This window comes from Micromonospora sp. NPDC047793 (assembly GCF_040642635.1).
GTDB lineage: Bacteria > Actinomycetota > Actinomycetes > Mycobacteriales > Micromonosporaceae > Micromonospora.
In genome coordinates, this window is the sequence record NZ_JBEYSG010000005.1 from 352,639 (window position 1) to 375,253 (window position 22,615).

Genomic DNA, 22,615 nt, shown 5'->3' on the forward strand with positions numbered 1-22,615 from the left:
CGTCTCAACCCCGTCCCGGATTCGTGTCGCCGGCACCCGGCCGACGGACGAAATGTCCGCCACCGGGCTCCAGGATCTCACCATCGTGGACGATCGGTCGTCCCCGCAACCAGGTGGCGTGCAGCCGGCCCCGCAGGGTTCGTCCGTGCAGCGGGCTCCACCCGACCTTCGACCGCATTGTCGCCTGGTCCACCCGCCAGCTACCGGCCGGGTCGAAGAGGACCAGATCGGCGTCGGACCCCGGCGTCAGCCGGCCCTTGTGGGGCAGCCCGAGGATGCGGGCCGGGGCGCCGGCCACCGCGTCGACCAGCCGCTGCGGAGTGAGGTCACCGTCGAGCATCGCCGCGTAGGCGAGCGGCAGGGACGTCTCCAGCGCCGGGTATCCCGGCGATGCCGCCCAGGCGTCGTCGCGGCCCCGGTCCTTCTCGGCCCGGGTGTGCGGCGCGTGGTCGGTGGCGACGGCGTCGACCACCCCGTCGGCGAGGGCGCTGAGCCACCGCCGCCGGGCCGTCGCCGAGAAGACCGTCGGCAGCACGTAGACCCCCTGCGTCACCAGGTCCTCCTCCTCGCTCAGGGCCGGGAAGCAGGTCTCCGCCGTCAGTCCGGGATGCCCGGCCCGTGCGCGGGCGAAGAGGTCCAGGGCGTCGAGCCCGTACGCGCTGAGGTGGGCCAGGTGCACCCGCTGTCCGGTGGCGGTGGCGAGGTCGAGGACGGTCCGCAGGCCGGACAGGTTGCCGGGTCCCCGGGTGACCTCGAGGACGGCGGCCGGGTCGCGCCGCCCGGCGGCGATGAGCCGGTCCCGGTGGGCGTCGCTGGCCTGCTGGTCGCCGACGTGCACCGCGACCGCCCAGCCGAGCCGGCCGGAGACCTCCAGCACCCGTGCGACGGCGGCCGCGTCGGCGGAGTAGAGCTCCTCGAAGCCGGGGGCGGTGGCCATGTAGATCTTGACGCCGATCGCCCCGGCGTCCGCCATCGCGGCGAGCGCGGCCGGGTCGGTGCCGCCGGCCCAGAGCGCGAAGTCCACCGTGGCGCGTCCACTCCAGGAGGTGATCTTCTCCCGGTAGCGCGCGACCGAGGTGACCTGCGGCTGGGTGCTCGGCATGTCGCAGACCAGGGTGGTGCCGCCGGCCGCTGCGGCGGCCGTGCCGGTCTCCACCGTCTCCTTGTGGGTCTGTCCCGGATCACGCAGGTGCACGTGCAGGTCGATGGCGCCCGGCAGGACGTCGAGGCCGTCGACGTCGACGATCGTGCCGGCGTCGACGGTGCCGACCGGCTCGACCGCCCGGACCCGCTCACCGGCGACCACCAGGTCGACCACGGTCGGCGTGGCGTCGGCGGTGAGCAGCCGTCCGCCCCGCAGCACGGTGAGTTCCCGCACTTCACCACGGTGACCTGCGTTGATAGCGTCGCCGAATGACGTCATCCGAGAATCCTTCCGATTTCGGTGGGGGGCGCGTCCCGGCCACCGTGCTGGTCACCGGCGCCGCCTCCGGTATCGGACTGGCCTGTGCCCGTCGCCTCACCGCCGAGGGCCACCGGGTGGCGCTCGTGGACCGGGACGGCGACGGACTCGCTGCCGCGTCGCGGGCCTGCGGTACGCGGGGCGTGAGCGTCCACCAGGCCGACCTGACCGATCCGGCCCGGGTGACGGCGGTCGTCGCCGAGGCGCTCGCCGCCCACGGCGACCTCTCCGGTGTGGTCAACGCCGCCGGTGCGGTCCGCGCCGGCTCGGTGGTGGACACCACCGACGAGGACTGGCGGTGGAACCTGGACACCAACGTGTCGACCGCCTTCCACGTCTGCCGCGCGGTGCTGCCGCACCTGGTGGCGCGCGGCGGCGGCGCCGTGGTCACCGTCGCCTCGCTGACCGCGCTGCGCCCCATCCCGCAGCGCGCCGGCTACGCCGCCGCGAAGGGGGCGGTCATCGCGTTCACCCGGCAGCTCGCGCTGGAGTACGGCCCGTACGGCGTCACCGCCAACACCGTCTGCCCGGGAGCGATCCGTACCCCGCTGCTCGCCGCCCGGCTCGACCGGGAGCCGGCCGTGGAGGCCGAGTTGACCGCCCGGGTGCCGTTGCGCCGGGTCGGCGAGCCGGCGGAGCTGGCCGGTCTGGTGCACCTGCTGGTCACCGGCGGCTGCGACTACCTCACCGGTCAGACGCTGACGGTCGACGGCGGGCTGAGCCTCGTCTGAGCCGTTCACGGCCCCGCCCAGGCGCGGCGCAGCAGCTCGGTCAGCGTCGCCTCGTCGACCGGCCCGGGCAGCCACGGCATCCCGGAGCTGCGCATCGCTGCGGGGACCGCGGCGCGGACCTGCTCCCACGAGAAGCCGGCGGCGCACAGGGTCCGGGGGACTCCGGCGAGGTCGGCGAGGTCGGTCAGCCGCGCGGCGACGGCGTCCGCGCGGGGCGAGGTGCCGAGGGGACCGGCCACCGCCCGCCAGTCGACCCGGTCCCCCCAGTACGCGACGACGTGTGGCGCGAGCAGCACGTTGACCGCGTCGTGGGTGCGGCCGGCGTGGGCGCCGAGCGGGGATGCGGCGGCGTGGGCCAGTCCGAGTCCGGTGGCGGCGAACGCCTCGGTCACCAGCCCGGCGCCGACCACTCCGGCCAGGTCGTCGTTCGGCGCGTCCCGGCACAGCGCGGACAGGCCGGCGGCGGCGAGTGCCCGCCCCCACTCCTGGGTGCGCCGGCTCAGCAGCACCTCGACGGCGTGCACGATGGAGTCGGCGCGGTGCAGGTGGCGTACCCGTTGCGGTCGGCGGGAGAGCGCGGCGGCGTCGAGGAGCACCCCGGCGTCACCGAGGGCCGGGTCCGGTCGGCTCACCCGGCTGCCGTCCCGGCCGTAGAGGCTGGTGAAGGGGGCGAAGGCTCGCCAGGGCTCACCGCCGACCGGTGCCAGCAGCAGCTCCGGCCCGGCGGTGCCGAGTCGCCACGCCTGCTTGGCGACGTCCAGGGTCGAGCCGTCGCCGACCGCCACCAGCCGTTCGGGGCGGTTCCGGTCGAGTCGGACGGCGAGCGCCTCGGCGTCGGCGAGCCGGGGCGGGTATGCGACCCGGACCACGTCGCCGGGGGTGCCCGCCGTCGCGGCGACGTCCCCGCCGGCCGGATCGAGCAGGGCGAGGTCGCCGGGGCCGAGGGTGAGCGTGCCGGTGTGGATCACGCCTCGGAACGCGACCCGGTGTTCCCCGGTCGACGGGGTGGGGTGCGGGCCGGCGTGGGGGACCTCCACGCCGGCCCGCGGGTCGACGCCGCTCACAGCTCGCGCAATCCCGGATCCGACGTGGTCAGCGGCGTGCAGCCGGTCTCGGTGACCAGCACCGCGTCCTCGATCCGGGTGCCGCCCACACCGGGTACGTAGACCCCCGGCTCGATCATCACGACCATGCCGGCTTCGAGCACGGTGTCGTCGTGCGGCGAGAGCAGCGGGGGCTCGTGCTGGTCCAGGCCGATGCCGTGGCCCAGCGAGTGCTTGAAATAGCCGTCCAGGCCGTATCCGGCCAGCACCTCCCGGGCCACCGCGTCGACGGCGCTGGCCCGGACCCCGGCCCGGACGGTCGCCATCGCCCTGCCGTGTGCCTCCCGGACGGCCGAGTGCAGCCGGTGGAACGCGGCCGGTGCCGGTCCGAGGTGGAAGGTGCGGGTGATGTCGGCCCGGTACCCGCGCACCACCGGCGAGAGGTCCACCACCACGGGTTCGCCGGCCCGCATCACCCGGTCGGAGGCGGCACCGTGCGGCAGGGTCGAGCGCTCTCCCGAGGAGACCAGGATCGGGGCGGCGCTGCGCTCGGCGCCGAGGTGGCGCTGGGCGTACTCGATCTCACCGGCGATCTCGTTCTCCGCGCGGCCGGGCCGCAGCCACTCCGGTAGCCGGGCGACGAGCGTCTCGGCGAGTTCCGCCGCGTCGCGGAGGGCGCGCAACTCGTCGGTGTCCTTGACCGCGCGCAGCCGCTCGACGAGCCCCGCGCAGTCGACCGTCGCGCCCGGCTCGGGGAGGGAGAGGTACTGCTCGGCGGTGAGGTTGCGGGGGTCGATGCCGATCCGGCCCTGGTCGGCGCGCAACCGGTCGAGCATCGTGGCCCAGAGCCGGGGTGGGGCGCAGCCGCCGTCGACCGTGATGCCCTCGGCCTGCTGCGCCGCCTGGGCCGCGTAGCGGAAGTCGACCACCAGCACCGGCTCGGGGCCGAGCAGCAGCACTCCGGCGGTGCCGGTGAAGCCGGTGAGGTACCGCACGTGGGTGATCTTCGAGACCAGCAGCGTGTCGACACCGCGTGCGGCCATCTCCCGCAGCGCGGCGCGGCGGCGGTTCACGTGTTCCAAGAGGGTCCTCCCGCGGTGTATCCGCCGTCGACGACGAGCGTCGCGCCGGTGATGGTCGCCGCCCGGGACGAGCAGACGAAGGCGATGGTCTCGGCGATCTCCTCCGGTTCGGAGAGACGCCCGATCGGCTGGAGGGCGGCGTGCGCCCGTTCGGCGGCGGCCGGGTCGGCGGCTCGGGCGTACCCCTGGCGGACCAGGTCGGTGCGGGTGGCGCCGGGGCAGACCGGGACGACCCGGATGCCGTCGGCGGCGCACTCCACGGCGAGGGTGCGGGCCAGTCCGAGCACCCCGGCCTTGGCCGCCGCGTACGCGCTCCGGCCGGGAAGCCCGACCAGCGCGGTGGTGGAGGAGACCGGCACGATCACCCCGCCGCCCCGGCGGCGCAGTCGGGGTACGGCGGCCCGGCACCACCAGAAGGTTCCGGTGAGGTTGGTCGCCAGGGTGTCGGCCCAGATCTCGTCGGTGGTCTGGTCGATCGGGTCGATCCGACCGATGCCGGCGCAGGTGACCAGGGTGTCGAAGCCGCCGAAGCGGTCCTCGACGGCCGCCGCCGCCCGCTCGGTGGCGGCCGGGTCGCGGACGTCGGCGTCGAGGGTGAGCACCGGATGGTCGGCGTCCCGCAACTCGGCGGCGAGTGCCTCCAGGGCCGGACCGGAGCGGTCGACCAGGGCGAGGTGGTGGCCGTCGCGGGCCAGCCGGCGGGCGACGGCGGCACCGATGCCGCCGGCCGCACCGGTGATCACGGTGACGGTGGGTTCCGTCCGGTCTCGTGTGCTCATCGGCGGCGTTCCCTCCCTGAGTGCAGGCCCGAGACCGCCGAGGTGCCGGCCGTCGCCATCACGACGGCGACCAGGGCGAACGTCGCGCCGATCAGGATCGTGGAGAGCGCGGCGAGCGTGGGGTCCTGATAGCGCTGCAGGTACTGGTACATCGACACGGGCAGGGTGAGCTGGTCGGGGGAGACCACGAAGACCGTGGCGTCCACCTCGTCGAAGCTGATCATGAAACAGAGCACGTACGCGGCGAGCAGCGATCGGCGTAGCTGGGGCAGGGTCGCCGAGACGAAGGCCCGCACCGGCCCGGCGCCCAGGTCCCGGGCCGCCTGCTCGTAGACCAGGGGAATCCGCACCAGGGCCCCGCCGACGATGTTGACGGTGAAGGGGAGCAGGAGCACCAGGTGCAGGCCGACCAACGCGCCGTCGCTGCCGTAGAAGCCGGCCTGCAGGAAGAGGATGAACGCGCCGAGCCCGATCGCGACCTTCGGCACGATCAGGGGAGCGAGCAGCAGCGACTCGACCAGACCCCGGCCGGGGTAACGGAACCGGGTCAGCGAGACCGCGGCGGCGGTGCCGGCGGCCACCGCCGCCAGGGCGGCGACGGCGGCGATGCCGAGGCTGCGCAGCGCGGCCCGCCCGAAGCCGTCCTGCTCGGCGAGGCGTTCGTACCAGCGCAACGACCAGCCCGGCGGCGGCCAGGCACCGTAGCCGGAGTCGTTGAAGGAGTTGACCACGACGAAGACCAGCGGGGTGACCAGGAAGGCCAGCCCGAGCAGGAGCGCGGTGAGGGTGAAGGCCCGGTTGCGGTTCATCCCCGCCTCCGTCCGGTCAGTCGGGCGGCGAGGCTGACGACACCGACCAGCGCGAGGGCGATGAACAGCAGCGCGTACGACTGCACGGCCGCCATCGGCCAGTCGACCGCACCGACGTTGGTGTAGACCAGCCCACTGAGCACCTGCACCCGGCCGCCACCGAGCAGGGCCGGGGTGGCGAACGCGCTGATGGTCAACGCGAAGCAGAGCTGGAGGCTGAGCACCACCCCGTACCGGGTCAGCGGGAAGGTGACCCGCCAGAAGACCTGGTGCCGGTTGGCGCCAAGATCGTGGGCGGCCGCGATGGCCGAGGCCGGGACCTGGGCGACGACGCCGAGCAGTGGGAAGACGGCGAAGGGCAGCAGGACGTGGACCATGGCGATCACCACTGCGGGGAAGCCGTACATCATCCGCAGCGGTGCCTCGATCAGCCCGATGTCGATCAGGAAGCGGTTGACCACCCCGCCGTCGCCGAGCAGCACGTTCCAGCCGTACGCCCGCACCACCACGCTGGTCAGCAGCGGCGAGAAGATGAGGAAGACGGCGACGGCACGCAGTGCCGCGCTGCGCATCCGGTGCAGTGCCAACGCCATCGGATAGGCGAGCGCCACCGCCAGCACCGCGCAGACCACGCCGAGGGTGACCGTGTCACCCAGGACCCGCCAGGTGTACGGGTCGTCGGCGAACCGGCGGACGTTGTCCAGGGTGACCCCGGTGCCGATGCGCCCGGCGGAGTACGGACGCAGGCCGAGTTCGGCGAGCTGGGCAAGGCTGCCCAGGAAGATGACGGTGAGCGGGACGAGAGCGGGCAGGACCAGGAGGTAGCGGGGTGCGGCGCGGCGCATCCGCTGCCTCCTGGCCGGTGCGGCGGCCCGGTCCGGCGCGGTCGGGGTGGTCTGGACCATGCCGGTCAGATGTTCGCCTTGATGTCGGCGTCCCAGCGGGACCGCCAGGCGGTCATGTTCTCGGCGACCAGACCCCAGTCGACGGAGATCAGCTTCTCGACGTTCGCCGGCTGGAATCCGGGCAGTCCGGCGAGTTCGGCCGGAAGGGTGACGGTGCCGTTCGCGGGTGTCTGCACCGCTGTCTCCGCCCACATCTGGCACCAGCGGGGGGAGAGCATCTCGTTGAGGATGTCGAGACAGATCTCCTGCTGGTTGTCGCTGTTGCCGGCCACGGTCTGCAGATAGACCGGGACCGCGATGGCACCTTCCTCCGGCACCACGTAGTCGACCGGCGCGCCGTCGGCCTTGAACTGGAGTCCGGTGCCGTTCCAGCAGCTCGTGATGTCGGCGGTGCCGTTGCTGAGCACCTGCTGCCACTCCGGATTGGCGGTGACCAGGGTGCGGATGTTGCGGGCCTTCTCCTTCCACAGCGCCCAACCGGGTTCCATGTTCTCCACCGACCCGCCGTTGAGCCGCGCGGCCATCATCACCACCTGCCACCAGTAGTCGAAGAGGGTGACCTTGCCGCGGTGCCGGTCGTCCCAGAGGTCGGCCCAACTCGTCGGGGCGGTGGTGATCGCCGTGGTGTTGTAGACGATGCCGATCTGGTCGGCACCGATGCCGATGCCGTTGGAGTTGGGACGGCGGAACGTGTCGCTGACGTCGGCGGCGTTGCTGAGGCTCGGGTAGTCGAGGGTGTTCCAGACGCCGTCGAGGTCGCCCTGGGCGGAGATCTGCGAGTTGAAGAAGCCCATGTTGACCAGCGGGCTGTCCGGCGTGGCCTGTCGCGCGGCGAGGATCTTCGGGTAGCCGACGGCGTTGCTGTCCTCGTAGATCTTGATCTCGACGTTCCGGTGCCGGCTCATGTAGTCCTCGGCGAACGCCTTCGGCATGTCGGCGAGCCGGTTGCCGAGGAAGGCGAAGATCGTGACGGTCTCCTTGCCCGGCGTGCCGCCGCCGTCCGACCGCTGGTCGGCGGGGTCGAGTTCGCGTCCGCACGCGCCCAGCGCCGGCACGGTGGCGGCCGCTGCCGCCGCGGCGAGGAAACTTCTCCGGCTGATCCGACCTTGTCTCATCGCGGAACTCCTTCCGCGGGCGGCCGTCACGGGTCGCCCGTCGCTCGCTGTGTCGGGGGTGGGAGGGGTGGCACGTTCGGCGCAGGCCGGGGCCGAACGTCGGCGGCGGGACGGTGCGGTGGGTCAGGCGCTCAGGACGACGGCGTCCTCCGGACGCCAGCGGACGGTGACCAGGTCACCCACCGGCAGGCGGTCGGCGTTCGCCGGGCGGACCGCGCGGAGCGCGAATCCGTCCACGGTCTCCAGGTCGTAGCGGATCTGTGGGCCGAGATAGGTGGCGCCGGTGATGCGGGCGGCGAGTCCCGGTGGGGTGTCGGTGCCGGCCGGTGTGTCCGGGTCGTCGGCGGTGGTTCCGGCCGTCGTGGTGTCCGGCCGGATCCGGACGTCCTCCGGGCGGACCGACAGGGCCACGCCGGTGCCCTCGGCGGCCACCCGCACCGCGCTCTCGCCGATCCGGGCACTGCCCTGCTCGACCGGGATCTCCAGGACGTTGGCGTCGCCGATGAAGCGGGCGACGAAACGGTCGGCCGGACGACGGTAGAGATCCTCCGCGCCACCGACCTGGCACAGTTCCCCGTCCCGCATCACCCCGATGCGGTCCGAGAGTGTCATCGCCTCGGTCTGGTCGTGGGTGACGAAGAGGAAGGTGGTGCCCGAGTTGCGCTGCACCTCGCGGAGCACCTGCTGCATCTGGTGCCGCAGGTTGAGGTCGAGCGCGGCCAGCGGTTCGTCGAGCAGCAGGACGGCGGGCCGATTGATCAACGCCCGCGCGATCGCCACCCGTTGCTGTTGGCCGCCGGAGAGCTGCTCCGGGTAGCGGCGCTGGTATCCGGAGAGTTCGACCAGTTCGAGGACCCGGTCGACGTCGGCGGCGCGTCGTTCGCGGGGCACCCGCCGCAGTTTCGGCCCGAAGGCGATGTTCTGCGCGACGTCGAGGTGGGGGAAGAGGCCGAGGTGTTGGAAGACCATGTTGGTCGGTCGGCGGTTGGCCGGCCGCCGTCCCATGTCCTCGCCCTTGATCCTGACCGTGCCGGTGGTCTGGGTCTCCAGGCCGGCGACGATGCGCAACGTGGTGCTCTTGCCGCAGCCGCTCGGTCCGAGCAGTGAGAAGAACTCCCCCTCCCGGAGTTCGAGGTTGACGCCCCGGACGGCCGAGGCGTGACCACCGGGATAACTCTTGGAGATGTCGATGAGCTCGGCGACGGGAATCGCGTCGGATGTCATCGCACCTCCACGGCGTAACGTTTTGCCTTGGCGCTCACTATCAGCAGCGCCGACAACCGCCGTCAAGGGTGAAGCTGCAATTTCTTCCTGGTAGAGCGAGGTTTCCTCGACCAGGAGAGGGCGTCAAACGTATTGCCGCCGGGCGCATCCGGCCGAAGCGGACAGCGACTCGACCCCGCCCAGGCGGATGATCCGGATCGCCACGAGCGCAGGCTTCGCCGCCGACGGTGACCCGCCGGTCACTCCGGGGTGGTGACCGGGATGGTGCCGGTGTACGGGGACGCGGCCACCACGTTGAACGAGCGGATCCGGTAGTGATAGGTGACGCCTCGGGCCAGCCCGGTGTTGGTGAAACCGCGCCCGGTCACGGTGAAGGTCGCCAGCTCGCGGGTGAACGCGGCGTCCAGGGCGCGTTCCACGGTGAAGCCGGCGCCCGCGCCGGTGGGGGTGCTCGCCGCCCAGCCGAGCACGACGGTCGCGGTGTCCGGGCCGGGCGTGCTGGTGGCGACGCTGACCGCGGTGGGTACGCCGGGCACCGGCGGGGTGATCACGGTGGCCACCGTGGACCAGGGCGAGGCGACTCCCAGATAGGTGGTGCGTACCCGGTAGTAGTAGGTGGTGTCGGGGGCCAGCGCGGTGTCCAGGTGGTGGTCGCCGACGCCGATGGCGGTGGTGCCGGGGCCGCTGGTGAAGGTCGGGTTGGTGGCCCGCTGGACGTCGATGCCGGTGGCGAAGGAGCGGTTGGCCCAGCGCAGCGCCGCTCGCAGCGGGGCGGCCGGTGGGATGGTGGCGGTCAGGCCGGTGGGGGCGGCGAGCTGCACCGCCGCCGGAACGCTGTTCGACCAGGCGGAGCAGCTCACCGTGTTCTCCGCGCGCAGGCGGTAGTGGTAGGTCACGCCGGGGGTGATGGTGGCGTCGGTGTAGCGGGTCGCGGTGCCGGCCACGGTGATCTCGGTGAGGCCACCGGCGAAGGCGCAGTCGGTGGCCCGGTGCAGCAGGTGGCTGGTGGCGGCGGGCAGACTGCCGTTGCCGGTCCAGGTCAGGTTGATCGCCGGCAGGGCGGTGGCCGAGCCGGGGGCCGGGGTGGCGTTCAGGCCGGTGGGGGAGCGGGGCGCGACGCGCACCACCAGCGGGCGGCTCATGCCCTGGTCGCGCAGGCCCGCCGAGGCGCTGCCCCAGCGGTACTCCCAGCCGAGGTTGACCAGGCGGTTGACCACCGAGGCGGGACGTCCGTCGAGCGGGCTGACCTCGGTGGAACCGGTGGGTACGCCGGCCGGTCGGGTCGGGTCGAGCAGCCGGATGCTGTCGCCGAGCTTGAACGGCAGCGGTGGGGCCTCGGGGCGGAGCGCGATCAGCACGTCCTCGCCCGGGTCGACCCGGACGACCTGCTTCCAGCCGAGTTCACCGGGGTGCGGCGGCCGGATCCGACCGTCGCGGCCGACCCGGCTGATCACCTGCACGTCCAGCCCGTCGAATCGGACCGGGTGGGTGTGCCGTCCGGTGCCGCGTACCCGCCAGAGCTGGGTGCCGTCACCGGGTGCGCCGACCGGCACGGCCGGGTCGCTGACGTGCAGGTTCTCGGTGGCCGGGTCGGCGGGCCCGAGTGGCAGGGTGGGTTCGTCGAGCGGGCCGGCGTGTGGGTGGCCGACGCCGAGGCGGCCGGTGGCACGACCGTGCTCGGGGTCGAAGACCTGCCGGACGGCCTTGACCGCCAGCGGCAGCGTCACCGGTGTGGTGCCGCCGGTCGGCGTGAACGTGACGGCGGCGGCGTGCACCGGGATCCGGGTCGGCGCGGAGACCGTGCCGAAGCAGGCGTCGTAGGCGGGTTGCGGCACGATCGGCGGGCGCTGGCTGGCCGCGTACGCGCCGGGCAAACGCTCGCGCAGCCGGTCCAGGTCGTACGGGGACGCGGGCGTGCCGGAGACCCGGAACTGCATCAGGGTGCGAGTGTTCGGGCCGTACCCGGGGAGGGTCGGTGGGGCGCCGCCCTCGCCGGTGCGGTCCGAGTCTCCGGTGTGGTGGTCGTGCCGGTGGTCGAGGGCGGGCAGCGGGGCCGGGGCGTCGTTGTAGAGGATCAGGGTGCTGCCCGGCGCGACGGCGGCGAAGTCCACCAGCACGTCGGCGCGTTCGCCGGGTGCCAGCAGCAGGGCGTGGCCGTCGACGTTGAGCACGGTCGCCTCGCGCCGGTCGTACCGGAAACCGATCGGGCGGTTCGGGATCACCACCGGCTCGGGCAGCAGGCCGCACTCGTTGCCGATCCGGATCAGCTCCGGTCCGGCGGCGTCCGGGTCCGGTACGCCACCGGGGCGGCCGTCCGCCGGCCAGCCCGTCGGCCGGTCGGGTGACCGGACCGCGTCGACCATCGGCACCTCGCCGGCGTCGGCGTCGGCCAGCCGGCCCTCCGGTGTCCACATCGGGGCGTCCGAGGCGGCCCGGTAGAGCTGGAGGTTGAGCCACCGGTCGGTGCAGGCGTTCAGGATCCGCCACCGGTAGACCTTCGGCTCCACCGCCAGGTACGGGTACGCGGTGCCGTTGACCAGCACGGTGTCCCCGTACGCGGCGGGCACCGCGCTCGGGTGCGGCACCCCCGGCGCCTCCGGCGGCTCGTCCGGGTCGGTGACCGGGTCGTGGTGCGGGTTGGGCACGGTGGCGGCGGTGACCTCCGGTCCGACCGACACGGCGGTACGCGCCCACGGGCCGTAGTCCCAGCGGCCGGTGGGGTTGACGCCGTCCGGGCGGTGCGGGTCCTGCCGGGGTTGATAGACGTGCGGGTGCCAGAGGCTGCCGCGCGCGCCCCAGCGGCTGCGATCCCAGGTGGGGTCCTGGGCGGCGAGCTGCGCGTCGTCCGGCACGAAGGTCTTGTCCTCGAAGACCAGCGGGAGCTGCTCGCAGGGCAGCACCCCGTCGTCGACCAGCCGCTCCTGCGCCTCGTCGGTGAGCAGACAGAGCGCCACCTGTCCGGAGTAGACGGTCAGTCGGGACATTCCGGCGGTGTTGTCGTGGAACCAGAGCAGGCGACCGCTCTGCTCGTTCGGGAAGTAGAGCGTGGTGGCGCCCTGTCCCGGGTGCGGCATGTCGGGGACGTTCGTCAGCCCGACACCGGTCGGGTACGGGGTGATCTCCCCGGCCGGGGTGATCCACTGCCACGGGTTGCCGGCGCTGGCCCAACCGGTCGACGCGCCGCTGAGGTGCAGCACCGCCCGGTTCTGCGGGTACGGTGCCGGTCCGCCGAGCGGCCCGGTCCCGGCCCCCGGCACGGTCGGGTCGACCGGCAGGAAGAGGTCACCGGCCGGCCCGGCGGGAAGCTGGTTGATGAACTTGATCCGCACGGGTCGGCCGCGTCGGGCCAGCACCACCGGCCCGAGGTGCCAGGGCTGTCGGGGCGGTGCGACCGTGTTGTGCCCGTCGACGTCGGTGCCGAGGTTCAGTTGCCGGTAGCCGCGCAACCGGGTGGCCGGCAGATCGGTGTGCAGGCGCTGGGCGTACTCGGCGAGACCGATCTCGTAGTAGTCGCAGCCGGGGTAGCTGATGGTGTCCGGCACCGCGACCGGCAGGTGCGCGCCGAGCGGCGTACGCCCCAGCGGGCCGAGGCCGGGCAGCGGGTCGACGAACTTGCGGATGCCGGTGCCACCGACCACCGCGCCGTCGGCGTCCACCACCGGCAGCGGACTGTACGCGTGGTTCGGCACCGCGCCGAACATCCGGGGCACCGCCGCCGGGTCCAGGCTGGCCGGTACCGACGGGCGTCCGCCCGGCGCGCGCCGGGTCGGTGCGGGCGGTGCCGTCCGGCCCGGCACGGTGGGTGACTTCTCCGCCGGGGCCGGCGGCGCGCTCTGCGCCTGGTAGTGCGGTGCACTCTGCGGGGTCGGTGAGGTCGGGGTGGAACCGGGGTCCGTCTGCTCCGGGCCGGTGCGGGCTTCGGGGACGGCCCCCGGGCTCGACTCGCCGTTGCGGGTGGCGCGATCCCGCCAGGTCGACCGGAATCTGCGGAACACGGCCATGGCTCTCCCCGGGGTCGGGGCGCGGCGGCCCCCACCGCGATGTGGCGGGCCCGGCGCGCGACTTTGACGTTCCGTGAGCGCTCAATCGCAGCATGCGACCATCCGGGGCCGGTTAGGAAGTACCCAATCGTCCCTATCTGGTGGCCACCCGGCGTGTCGGCTGCGCCACTCCGACCCGGCCCGCCACCTGCGCAGACACCCGTGGAACTTGCATCCGGACCGGCGGAACTTCCACGCCTGCCCGCGTCAGGTGACGGGCTGGCAGACGGGACACCAGTAGGTGACCCGTTCGCCAAGCTCCTCCTTGCGGATCGCGGTGCCGCAGCGGCGGCAGGGCTGTGCCCGGCGTCCGTAGACGTAGCTGGTCTGGCCCCGCCGCAACGATCCGGTGCTGCTCTGTGTCCACCGCCCCCGGTTCGCGGCCAACAGCTCCTGCGCCAGCCGGACCAGGCCGTCGAGGTCGGGCACCTGTCGGACCGGCGTACGCGGATGCACGCCGCGCAGGAAGAGCACCTCGCACTTGTAGAGGTTGCCGACCCCGGCCAGGTTGCGCTGGTCGAGCAGGGCGACTCCGACGGCGGTGTCCGGATGGGCGGCGAGCCGGCGTACCGCCTCGGCCGGATCCCAGTCCGCGCCGAGCAGGTCGGGGCCGAGATGCCCGACCAGGTGGTCCTCCTCGGCGGTGGGCACCAGCGCCACGTCGTGCAGGTGGTAGCCGACGGCCGTCGCGGCGGAGGCCCGCAACACCACCCGGATCAGGTGCGCCGGGCGGGCCGTCCAGCGTTCCCCCGGCGCGTACGTCCGCCAGGTGCCGTCCATCCGCAGGTGCGAGTGCAGCGTCCAGTGCTCCTGGGTGTGGCCGGCGCGAGTGACCCCGGTCGGGGCGGCGCTGGTGGGGGCGGTCAGGCGGAGCAGCAGGTGTTTGCCCCGGCTGGCGCATTCCCGGACCGCGAAGTCGGTCAGGTCGGTGGTGGCCAGTCGCGGCACCCGGAAGTCGCTGCCGGTCAGCCGGGTGCCGGCCAGGGCGCGGTCCAGGACGCGGGCGGTGTTCCACACGGTGTCACCTTCGGGCACCCCACCATCCTCCCTCACCCGAGCCGAATTCGCGTGTATCGCTATTTGTATGTCACTTCGGTTCGATCTTCCTATATGAGCATTATCGGGGAGATCTGAGGAGGAAAACGAATGAATCGCATTCGTCTATCGCGACCGGCGATCGCGCCGGCCGCTGTCCTGGCCGCTGTCCTGGTCGTCACCCTGGCGCCCCCCGCGCCCGCCTCGGCCGCCCGCGCCGACCGGTGGAACGCCGCCCTGTCCACCGTCGACGCCGACGACGTCAACGTCCGGCACACCCGGTCCGGGCTGCGGCTGGCCGACGCCCGTCCGCCCGGCGTACCGATCCGCCGCAGCGCCGTCGCCGAAGGGATGCTGGTGGCTGCGCCGCGTACCCTGAGCAGCCCGGCCACCCGGTTCCGGGCCGAGGTGACCGCCACCGCCCGGGCCGGTGCCACGGCGAGCGTCCAGGTGCGCGGCTGGCACGACACCGGCTGGACCGAATGGCGCGACGCCGTACCGGCGGCGGTGTTCGACCGGCCGATCGGGCGGGTGCAGACCCGGGTGGTGCTCACCGGTGGTCCGGCCGGAGCCACCGCCGAGGTCCGCGCCGTCCGGTTCACCGCCGACACCGGCGGGGTGGCCGTCGCCGCCGCCACGCCCGGCCGCGTCTACCGGGTCTACACCACCCGGATCGGCCTGGTCGGCGAGGTGACCGCCAACGGGCACACGGTCGCGCCCCGCGACCATTTCGTGGCGCTGCCGTCGCGGCGGAGCCTCTCCCCGCGCAACAGCGGCGACTACACCGTCCGGGTCTGCACCACCAGCGGCAGCCGCTGCACGTACGCGCCGGTCTGGGACGTCGGACCGTGGAACACCCGGGACGACTACTGGAACCCCAGCGCGGTGCGGGAGAACTGGAAGGACCTGCCGCAGGGACGCCCGCAGGCACAGGCCGCCTACCAGAACGGCTACAACGGCGGGCGGGACCAGTTCGGGCGTACGGTGCTGAACCCGGCCGGAATAGACCTCGCCGACGGCACCTTCTGGGACGGGCTGCAACTGACCACCAACACCTGGGTCGACGTCGCCTACCTCTGGACCGGCACCGGCAGCCGGGCGGTGATCGGTGACGGGCCGCTGAACATCCGCGCCGGAGCCGGCACCGGCTACGCCAGCCGGGGACTGGCCGCCCGCTACTCCCACGTGCCCGTCGAGTGTTACGTGACCGGGCAGACGGTGACCGGGCCGTACCGCACCACCAACCGGTGGAACCGACTCGCCAGCGGGCAGTTCGTCAGCCACGCGTACGTCTCGGCGGTCTGGGGCCCCACGGTGCCGCGCTGCTGAATCCCGCGCGCGGAGCCGGGCCGGTGTCCTCCCACGCCGGCCCGGCCTGGGCTCAGGGCAGCTCGTCCGGACGGGGGCCCCGGACCGCGTCCTGGTAGCGGGGGTGGCAGGCACCGTAGACGGCGAAGTTCAGCCGGGCGTGCGACAGGCTCAGGTCGCCGTTGGGGCCGCCACGGACCACGTCCGCGTCGGCGTCGGCCTGACCGTCGTCGGTCCAGAAGCAGACCGGACAGGTGCCGCCGCCGGTCCGGTACGCGCAGCAGGGGCAGGCGGCGGGAACCCAGCGATCGTTCACCCGAACAGCTTTCCACAGTAGACGTCACGGGCGTGTGGCGCGGGGCACCTCGTCGGTGGGGGCCGCCCACACCCGCAGCAGCCTACCCGGTACCACCCCGAGCAGGTCCACAGCGCGTCCCCCGTTGACCGAGAGCGCCACCAGGCCGGCCGAGTCGGCATGCGCCACCAGCCCGCCGACGGGCGCGTCGCCGAACGTCCGTCCGTGCACCGCCTCCCGCACCGGCTCGGCGTCGTGCGGGCGTACCCGTAACCGGGCCGGCAGTGGGGCGAGCAGGTCGGCCGACGCCGCCACCTGCACGTTGCCGAAGTTGTCCACGGTCAACACCTCGGCGACGAAGCCGTCCGGCGTCGACTCGACCACCGGCTCCGGCAGGCGTACCAGCGTCTCCGGACCGACCGCCGGACCGGCCTGCGCCATCGGCGCTCCCGTGGCCAGCCGGGCCGCCACCGGCGCGAACACGTCCCGGCCGTGGAACGTGGCGGAGACCCGGGCGCCCCACCACGTCGGATCGGTCAGCTCCACTGCGGCGCGCACCCCACCCAACGCGTCGGCCGCGTCGCACAACAGGCCGTTGTCCGGCCCCACCAGCAGGCCCCCGGGCGTGGCCAGCGCGACACCCCGCCGGGCCGTACCCACCCCCGGGTCGACGACGGCCAGGTGTACGCCGCCGCCAGGCAGGTACGGCACCGTCTGGGCGAGCACCGTCGCGCCCCGCCGGACATCGCCCGGTGGCACCAGGTGCGTCACGTCGATCACCCGCACCGTCGGGGCGAGCCGGGTGATCACCCCGTGGCAGGCCGCCACGAATCCGTCGGTCAGGCCGTAGTCGGTGGTGAACGAGACGACCCGATCCACGCTGCTGGTCACGGCACCGCATCGTACGGTCCGGTGTCGGTGCCGGATAGGTGACAGGCCGCCTGACCGACCGGCCACTGCACACCGCGACGTCCGCCCGGCAGACTGCTCTGAGTGAGCCACCGGATCCTGCCAGCCCTCGTCCTCGTCGCGGTCACCGCCGCCCTCACCGCCTGCGGTGGTGGGGAGAAGGAACAGCCGTCCGCCGCCGACCCGACGAGCGCGCCGCCCCCGGCCAGCGCGCCGGCCACCGCAGCCACCCCACCGGTCCCGTCGGACGCCCCGTCGGGCGCGCCGTCCACCGCCGAGCCGACCGTCACCGGCAGCACCGAGCGCCGCCCGCCCAGCCCGCCCCCGGTGGAGCTGCCGCCCCGCAAGGCCGGCGAGCCCAGCGCGCGGGAGGTCGTCGCCGCGTTCCGGGCCGCCGGGCTGAAGGCCGGCAAGTCCAAGGACCGCTCGGTGGACTGCGGGCCGGACGGGCTCGGCCTGGGCTGCTCGGAGATCGTGGTCACCGACGGCGTGGCCGTCTACGTCTTCCCCGACGAGGTCAGTGCCACCGACATGGCCGACGTGTGGGCCGGCGCCTCGTTCCGCTCCGGCACCGTCGTGCTCAACTACCTGGAGGCCAAGACGCCCCGCGCCGACCGCCCCGCCTACGAGAAGGCGCTGACCGCGCTCGACTGAGCCAGGCGCTCAGGCGCGTAGCCGCAGGCCGCGCGGGGTGGTGCGGAAACCGGCGGCGGTGAGGGCGTCCCGCAGCGGCGACGAGCGGACGGCCTCACCGTCGGCGCGTTCCACCGACATCGGGCCGAGCGCTCCGGAGTGGACCGCGTCGGCCAGCGCCTTGCCGGCAGCGGTCAGCGCGTCGGAGTCGTCGGTGAAGCTGAGGATCGTCCGGCCGCCGCGCTCGACGTAGAGCACCAGATCGCCGGCGACCACCACGACCAGGGCACCGGCCTTGCGCCCGGCCCGGTGCCCGGTGGGCGCGGGGGTCGCCGCGTCACCCGAGTCGACCACCCGCTCCGGCCAGGGCAGTGCCGCGCCGTACGGGTTGGCCGGGTCGGTCGCGGCCAGGACCACCGCCGGAGCACCCCGAGTCGCCCGACCGTCGTCGAGCGGCTCGGCCAGGGCCCGGATCCGGTCCACCGCGCCGGGTACCGCGAACTGTGCCGCGCCCAGACCGTCGACGAAGTATCCACGCCGGGCCGCCCCGCGCTCCTCCATCGCCGCCAGCACCGGATACACCGCGGCGAACCCGCCCGGCACCTGCTCGGCGACGACCGCGCCCCGGGTCACCACGCCGTGCCGCTCCAGCAGCACGTCGGCCAGTGCGGCGGCCCGGCGGGTCGGATCGGTGTCCCGCTCCGGCAGCCGGGACCAGCGGCCCGCCACCGTCGGCGGGCCACCCCGGGCCGGCAGGGCCACCCGTCCCGGCCGTCGGTAGCGGCCCCGAGCGGCGGTCGGCCGGGACCGGTGCGCGCCACCGCCGCCGAGCAGCGCCCGCAGCGGTGCGAGCGTGTCGTTGGTGAGATGACCGGACCAGACCAGCTCCCAGATCACCGCCGTCAGCTCGGCGTCGTCGGTGGACCGGACCCGGTCGGCCAGCGGGCGGAAGAACATCGCCTGTCCGTCACCGAGCGCGTCCAGCACCGCGTCGTGCAGGGGCGTACGCGCCAGCGCGTCGTCCGTCGGCGGCAACAGCAGCGCGGCGGCGTCCGCGTACGCCAGGCCGACCCAGCCGTCGCCGCCGGAGATCGCACCCGCGCCGGCCCACAGCACCTCGCCGCTGGCACACAGCTCGTCGAGGTGGGCGGGGGAGTAGTCGGCCACCCGGGCCGGCAGCACCAGCCGTTCCAGGGCCGAGGCGGGCACCGAGACGCCCTGCAACTGCTCCAGGGCGGCGGCCACCGCCTCGACCCCGCGCGCCGACGAGCCGACCTGCTGCCAGCGGGGCAGGAAGCTGGCCAGCGCCCGGGGCGGCACCGGCTCGATCTCGCGACGCAGTGCGGCGAGGGAGCGGCGACGCAACAGGCGCAGCACCTCGGCGTCGCACCACTGGGTGCCGACCGACTCCGGGGTGAACTCGCCGGAGACCACCCGACCGGTGGCCCCCAGTCGGCGCAAGGTCTGCTCCACCACGAAGACGCCCAGCCCGAACCGGGCCGCGCAGGTGCTCGCCGCGAACGGCGCGTGCGTGCGGGCGTACCGGGCGACCAGGTCACCGAGCGGATCGGCGACCGGTTCGAGGTACGCCTCGGCGACGCCCACCGGCAGGGCCACGCCCAACGCGTCCCGCAGCCGGCCGGCGTCCTCCACGCCGACCCAGCGGTCCTGCCCGGCGACGCGGACCCGCAGCACCCGCCGGGCGGCGGCCAGCTCGGTCAGCCAGTCCACCGGCACCCCGCGTGCCGCCAGCTCGTCGTCGCTCAGGTCGCCGACCTGGCGCAGCAGCTCCACCGCGTCCTCGGCGTCGCGGGGACGGCGCTGCGGGGTGAGCCACCTGAGCTGTCGCTCGGTCTCGGCGAGCACCTCCGCGTCGAGCAGCTCGCGCAGGTCGACCCGACCGAGCAGCTCGCCGAGCAGGGCCGAGTCCAGCGCCAGCGCCGCCGCCCGGCGCTCCGCCAGCGGCGAGTCGCCCTCGTAGAGGAAGGCGCCCACGTACCCGAAGAGCAGCGAGCGGGCGAACGGCGACGGACGCGGGGTCTCCACCTCGACCAGCCGCACCCGGCGACCGGCCAGGTCCCGCATCACCTGGGTCAGCGCGGGCAGGTCGAAGACGTCCTGGAGACATTCGCGGGCGGCCTCCAGGGTGACCGGGAAGTCGGCGTACTCGCGGGCGACGTCGAGCAGTTGGGCGGCACGTTGCCGCTGCTGCCAGAGCGGCTGGCGGCGACGCGGGTCGCGGCGGGGCAGCAGCAGCGACCGCGCGGCGCACTCGCGGAACCGGGCCGCGAACAGCGCCGAGGTGCCGACCGACTCCTCCACGAGCTGGACGATCTCCTCGGGGTCGAAGGCCACCACGTCGGCACCGGGCGGCGTGTCGGCGGTGTCCGGCAGGCGCACCACGATGCCGTCGTCGGCGGGCAGCACCTGGGCGTCCACGCCGTACCGTTCGGCGAGTCGACGGCCGACGGCCAGTGCCCAGGGCGCGTTGACCCGGGCGCCGAGCACACTGTGCACCGCCAGTCGCCAGTCGCCCAACTCGTCGCGGAACCGCTCGACCACCACCGTCCGGTCGTCGGGCAGGGCGCGGGTGGCGGCCTGCTGCTCGCGCAGGTACGCCATCAGGTTGCCGGCGGCCCAGTCGTCCAGGCCGGTGGCGCGCAACGCGGCGGTCGCCTCGTCGTCACCCTGGCGCAGCAGGCCGCGTACCCGGGCACCGATCGCCCGGCCCAACTCGACCGGACGGCCCGGCTGGTCGCCCTTCCAGAACGGCATCTTCGCCGCCTGGCCGGGCGCGGGGGAGACCAGCACCCGGTCCGGTGTGATCTCCTCGATCCGCCAGGACGACGAGCCCAGCAGGAAGACGTCGCCCACCCGGGACTCGTAGACCATCTCCTCGTCCAGCTCGCCGACCCGGGCGGCGCGTTCGGCGCCGGCCAGGAAGACGCCGAACAGACCCCGGTCGGGGATGGTGCCGCCGCTGGTCACCGCGAGCCGTTGGGCGCCCGGCCGACCGGTCAGCAGGTCGGTGGCGCGGTCCCAGACCAGGCGGGGACGCAGCTCGGCGAAGGCGGTCGACGGGTAGCGGCCGGAGAGCATGTCGAGCACGGCGTGCAGCGCGGAGTCGGGCAGCTCGGCGAAGGGCGCCGCACGGCGGACCACCGTCGCCAGGTCGGCCACCGGCCACTCGTCGAGCGCGACCATCGCGACGATCTGTTGGGCGAGCACGTCGAGCGGGTTGCGCGGATGGTGCAGCTCCTCGATCGCGGCGTCGCCCATCCGCTCGGCGACCACGGCGCAGGAGAGCAGGTCGCCCCGGTGCTTGGGCAGCACCACCCCACGGGACACCGCGCCGACCTGGTGCCCGGCCCGCCCGACGCGTTGCAGGCCGGCGGCCACGCTCGGCGGCGCCTCGATCTGCACGACCAGGTCGACCGCGCCCATGTCGATGCCGAGTTCGAGGCTGGAGGTGGCGACCACGGCCGGGAGCTGACCGGCCTTGAGCGCCTCCTCGATGTGCCGGCGCTCCTCGCGGGAGACGCTGCCGTGGTGCGCGCGGGCGATCACCGGCGGCGCGCCGGCCACGGCCCCGGCCTGGGCCATCATCTCCGCCGGTGTCCGGCCGGCACGCTCGGCCGGCGGGGTCACCCCGCCGGTGGTCGGCGCGGTGGTCTGCTCGTGGGCGAGTTCGTTGAGGCGGGCGCAGAGCCGCTCGGCGCTGCGCCGGGAGTTGGTGAAGACGATGGTCGAGCGGTGGGCTCGGATCAACGAGTGGACGCGTTCCTCGACGGCGGGCCAGATCGACGCCGACCTGGGGCGCCCGAGGTCGTCCTCCGGCTGCTCCTGCTCGTCGAGGCGGGTCATGTCCTCCACCGGGACCTGGACGCTGACCTCGATCGTCTTGGCGCTGGCCGGGGCCACCACGTCGACCGGGCGGGCGCCGCCGAGGAACCGGGCGCACTCGTCGAGCGGCCGGACGGTGGCGGAGAGCCCGATCCGCTGCGCCGGAGCGGGCAACAACTCGTCGAGACGCTCCAGGGAGAGCGCGAGGTGGGCGCCGCGTTTGGTGCCGGCGACCGCGTGCACCTCGTCGACGATCACCGTCTCGACGCCCCGCAGCGCGTCCCGCGCGGCGGAGGTGAGCAGCAGGAACAGCGACTCCGGGGTGGTGATCAGGATGTCCGGCGGAGTCCGTGCGAAGGCCCGCCGCTCGTCCGCCGGGGTGTCGCCGGTCCGCATGCCGACGGTGATCTCCGGCGGGGGGAGCGCGAGCCGGGTGGCGGCCTGCCGGATGCCCGCCAGAGGTGCGCGCAGGTTCCGCTCGACGTCGACCGCGAGCGCCTTGAGCGGGCTGACGTAGAGCACCCGGCACCGGTGTCGGGGGTCGTCGGGGGCCGGCTCGCGGGCCAACCGGTCGAGCGACCAGAGGAAGGCGGCGAGGGTTTTGCCGGAACCGGTCGGCGCCACCACCAGGGCGTGCCGCCCGGCCGCGACCGCCGTCCAGGCGCCGGCCTGCGCTGCCGTGGGCGCGGCGAAGGCCGCCCCGAACCACTCCCGGGTCGCCGGACCGAAGCGGGAGAGCACCCCCGTCGACCCGCCGCTGGAATCCGCCACGACCCCATACTGCCCCTGGGGACCGACATCCTTCGTGTTCGACGGTGGAGAGGTATGTCTGTTTAAGGCGTTGCAGGCGTCATGACCGTAGAATCCGTTAAGTCTTACTTAACTGCTTGCTTGCATCCGGCAACATAAAGTAACTTCACTCGCGGTGTAGCGCACGGCGAGGAGGTCGGATGGACGTCGAGGAGCGGAGTCCAGGGTCCGGCACCGACGTCCTGATTCGCAAGGTCGACAGTCATGTCGCCACTCTCCGCACCGGCCTGCACGGGCCCGATCTTGAGTTGGCCGAGCGTCTCGCTGGCTGCCTGCGGGAGTTGATCGCGTCGACGGCCCAGGCCAGTGCCGCGGACCGGGCGCGGGTGCGGGTCGCCGTGCACTATTTCGTGCTCCGCCGGGAGAGTCGAGGGCGGCTACTCTCCGTGCGCTCGCTCGCCGCAGCCCAGCGACTGGTCAACAAGGCGGCACGGCAACTCGGCCGACCGGACCTGACGGTCGAGACCCGCGCCGGATAGGACGGAACCCCTCGCGCCGCCTGTGGCGAGGCCCCGCCGCGCCCGAGCGTCACCGAATCTCTCCCGGTCGAGCGCGGTCGACTGCGGCCGGTCACTCTTCGTGGCTTCCCTGG

At 73.9% G+C, this 22,615-nt stretch carries 17 protein-coding genes; 4 read left to right on the top strand and 13 right to left on the bottom strand.

All coding sequences use genetic code 11. The features are described 5' to 3' along the window. Positions 1-4: 4 nt before the first annotated feature. Positions 5-1,378, bottom strand: a complete 1,374-nt coding sequence (locus tag ABZ738_RS14175; protein ID WP_357213224.1) for a dihydroorotase family protein — start codon at positions 1,376-1,378, stop codon at positions 5-7. A gap of 35 nt (positions 1,379-1,413) precedes the next feature. On the opposite strand from ABZ738_RS14175, the gene ABZ738_RS14180 reads away from it, so the two are divergent. Continuing rightward, positions 1,414-2,193: an SDR family oxidoreductase gene (locus ABZ738_RS14180; protein WP_131054072.1), complete on the top strand. Its 780-nt coding sequence runs from the start codon at positions 1,414-1,416 to the stop codon at positions 2,191-2,193. A gap of 5 nt (positions 2,194-2,198) precedes the next feature. On the opposite strand, the gene ABZ738_RS14185 is transcribed toward ABZ738_RS14180, so the two are convergent. The 9 genes from ABZ738_RS14185 to ABZ738_RS14225 all read right to left on the bottom strand — a co-directional run bounded on the left by ABZ738_RS14185 (position 2,199) and on the right by ABZ738_RS14225 (position 14,225). Then, positions 2,199-3,257, bottom strand: coding sequence for an iron-containing alcohol dehydrogenase (locus tag ABZ738_RS14185; RefSeq protein ID WP_357213227.1), 1,059 nt, complete (start codon positions 3,255-3,257; stop codon positions 2,199-2,201). Further along, the gene (locus tag ABZ738_RS14190) at positions 3,254-4,309 is read right to left on the bottom strand and encodes a Xaa-Pro peptidase family protein (RefSeq protein WP_236145815.1); all 1,056 of its coding nucleotides are present in this window, start codon (positions 4,307-4,309) and stop codon (positions 3,254-3,256) included. Before ABZ738_RS14190 ends, ABZ738_RS14185 begins: the two co-directional genes overlap by 4 nt. Next, on the bottom strand, positions 4,306-5,097 hold the full coding sequence (locus ABZ738_RS14195; protein ID WP_131054069.1) for an SDR family oxidoreductase: 792 nt from the start codon (positions 5,095-5,097) through the stop codon (positions 4,306-4,308). Before ABZ738_RS14195 ends, ABZ738_RS14190 begins: the two co-directional genes overlap by 4 nt. Further along, complete coding sequence (locus tag ABZ738_RS14200; protein ID WP_176093022.1) at positions 5,094-5,906, bottom strand: ABC transporter permease; 813 nt, start codon at positions 5,904-5,906, stop codon at positions 5,094-5,096. Before ABZ738_RS14200 ends, ABZ738_RS14195 begins: the two co-directional genes overlap by 4 nt. Continuing rightward, on the bottom strand, positions 5,903-6,811 hold the full coding sequence (locus ABZ738_RS14205) for an ABC transporter permease (protein WP_357213231.1): 909 nt from the start codon (positions 6,809-6,811) through the stop codon (positions 5,903-5,905). Before ABZ738_RS14205 ends, ABZ738_RS14200 begins: the two co-directional genes overlap by 4 nt. A 5-nt stretch (positions 6,812-6,816) precedes the next feature. Then, positions 6,817-7,926 (bottom strand): extracellular solute-binding protein, encoded by a 1,110-nt coding sequence (locus ABZ738_RS14210; RefSeq protein ID WP_131056607.1) that lies wholly within the window; start codon positions 7,924-7,926, stop codon positions 6,817-6,819. Positions 7,927-8,049: 123 nt separating this feature from the next. Then, positions 8,050-9,150, bottom strand: a complete 1,101-nt coding sequence (locus ABZ738_RS14215; protein ID WP_131056605.1) for an ABC transporter ATP-binding protein — start codon at positions 9,148-9,150, stop codon at positions 8,050-8,052. A 239-nt stretch (positions 9,151-9,389) separates the two neighbouring features. Beyond that, entirely contained in the window at positions 9,390-13,151 is a 3,762-nt protein-coding gene (locus tag ABZ738_RS14220; RefSeq protein WP_357213235.1) for a hypothetical protein, read from the bottom strand. 246 nt (positions 13,152-13,397) lie between these two features. After that, the gene (locus ABZ738_RS14225) at positions 13,398-14,225 is read right to left on the bottom strand and encodes a zinc finger domain-containing protein (RefSeq protein ID WP_131056852.1); all 828 of its coding nucleotides are present in this window, start codon (positions 14,223-14,225) and stop codon (positions 13,398-13,400) included. A 111-nt stretch (positions 14,226-14,336) separates the two neighbouring features. On the opposite strand from ABZ738_RS14225, the gene ABZ738_RS14230 reads away from it, so the two are divergent. After that, entirely contained in the window at positions 14,337-15,554 is a 1,218-nt protein-coding gene (locus ABZ738_RS14230; RefSeq protein ID WP_357213240.1) for a hypothetical protein, read from the top strand. 52 nt (positions 15,555-15,606) lie between these two features. Here ABZ738_RS14230 and ABZ738_RS14235 read toward each other — a convergent pair whose 3' ends face one another. Together ABZ738_RS14235 and ABZ738_RS14240 are read right to left on the bottom strand one after the other, a co-directional pair. After that, the gene (locus tag ABZ738_RS14235) at positions 15,607-15,849 is read right to left on the bottom strand and encodes a CPCC family cysteine-rich protein (RefSeq protein ID WP_131056850.1); all 243 of its coding nucleotides are present in this window, start codon (positions 15,847-15,849) and stop codon (positions 15,607-15,609) included. Between the two features lie 24 nt (positions 15,850-15,873). Continuing rightward, on the bottom strand, positions 15,874-16,707 hold the full coding sequence (locus ABZ738_RS14240) for an SAM-dependent chlorinase/fluorinase (RefSeq protein WP_131056854.1): 834 nt from the start codon (positions 16,705-16,707) through the stop codon (positions 15,874-15,876). A 114-nt stretch (positions 16,708-16,821) separates the two neighbouring features. Here ABZ738_RS14240 and ABZ738_RS14245 point away from each other — a divergent pair, with 114 nt between their 5' ends. Further along, entirely contained in the window at positions 16,822-17,391 is a 570-nt protein-coding gene (locus ABZ738_RS14245; protein ID WP_176093027.1) for a hypothetical protein, read from the top strand. 9 nt (positions 17,392-17,400) lie between these two features. Here ABZ738_RS14245 and ABZ738_RS14250 read toward each other — a convergent pair whose 3' ends face one another. Beyond that, on the bottom strand, positions 17,401-21,984 hold the full coding sequence (locus ABZ738_RS14250) for an ATP-dependent helicase (RefSeq protein WP_357213244.1): 4,584 nt from the start codon (positions 21,982-21,984) through the stop codon (positions 17,401-17,403). A gap of 179 nt (positions 21,985-22,163) precedes the next feature. On the opposite strand from ABZ738_RS14250, the gene ABZ738_RS14255 reads away from it, so the two are divergent. Beyond that, positions 22,164-22,502, top strand: a complete 339-nt coding sequence (locus tag ABZ738_RS14255; protein WP_131053516.1) for a hypothetical protein — start codon at positions 22,164-22,166, stop codon at positions 22,500-22,502. Positions 22,503-22,615 lie beyond the last annotated feature (113 nt).

What these genes read in the sequence shown, in the direction of transcription:
- ABZ738_RS14180 (WP_131054072.1), top strand. Translation starts at nt 1,414, where the DNA reads ATGACGTCATCCGAGAATCCTTCCGATTTCGGTGGGGGGCGCGTCCCG.
- ABZ738_RS14195 (WP_131054069.1), bottom strand. Translation starts at nt 5,097, where the DNA reads ATGAGCACACGAGACCGGACGGAACCCACCGTCACCGTGATCACCGGT.
- ABZ738_RS14200 (WP_176093022.1), bottom strand. Translation starts at nt 5,906, where the DNA reads ATGAACCGCAACCGGGCCTTCACCCTCACCGCGCTCCTGCTCGGGCTG.
- ABZ738_RS14205 (WP_357213231.1), bottom strand. Translation starts at nt 6,811, where the DNA reads ATGGTCCAGACCACCCCGACCGCGCCGGACCGGGCCGCCGCACCGGCC.
- ABZ738_RS14210 (WP_131056607.1), bottom strand. Translation starts at nt 7,926, where the DNA reads ATGAGACAAGGTCGGATCAGCCGGAGAAGTTTCCTCGCCGCGGCGGCA.
- ABZ738_RS14215 (WP_131056605.1), bottom strand. Translation starts at nt 9,150, where the DNA reads ATGACATCCGACGCGATTCCCGTCGCCGAGCTCATCGACATCTCCAAG.
- ABZ738_RS14220 (WP_357213235.1), bottom strand. Translation starts at nt 13,151, where the DNA reads ATGGCCGTGTTCCGCAGATTCCGGTCGACCTGGCGGGATCGCGCCACC.
- ABZ738_RS14230 (WP_357213240.1), top strand. Translation starts at nt 14,337, where the DNA reads ATGAATCGCATTCGTCTATCGCGACCGGCGATCGCGCCGGCCGCTGTC.
- ABZ738_RS14255 (WP_131053516.1), top strand. Translation starts at nt 22,164, where the DNA reads ATGGACGTCGAGGAGCGGAGTCCAGGGTCCGGCACCGACGTCCTGATT.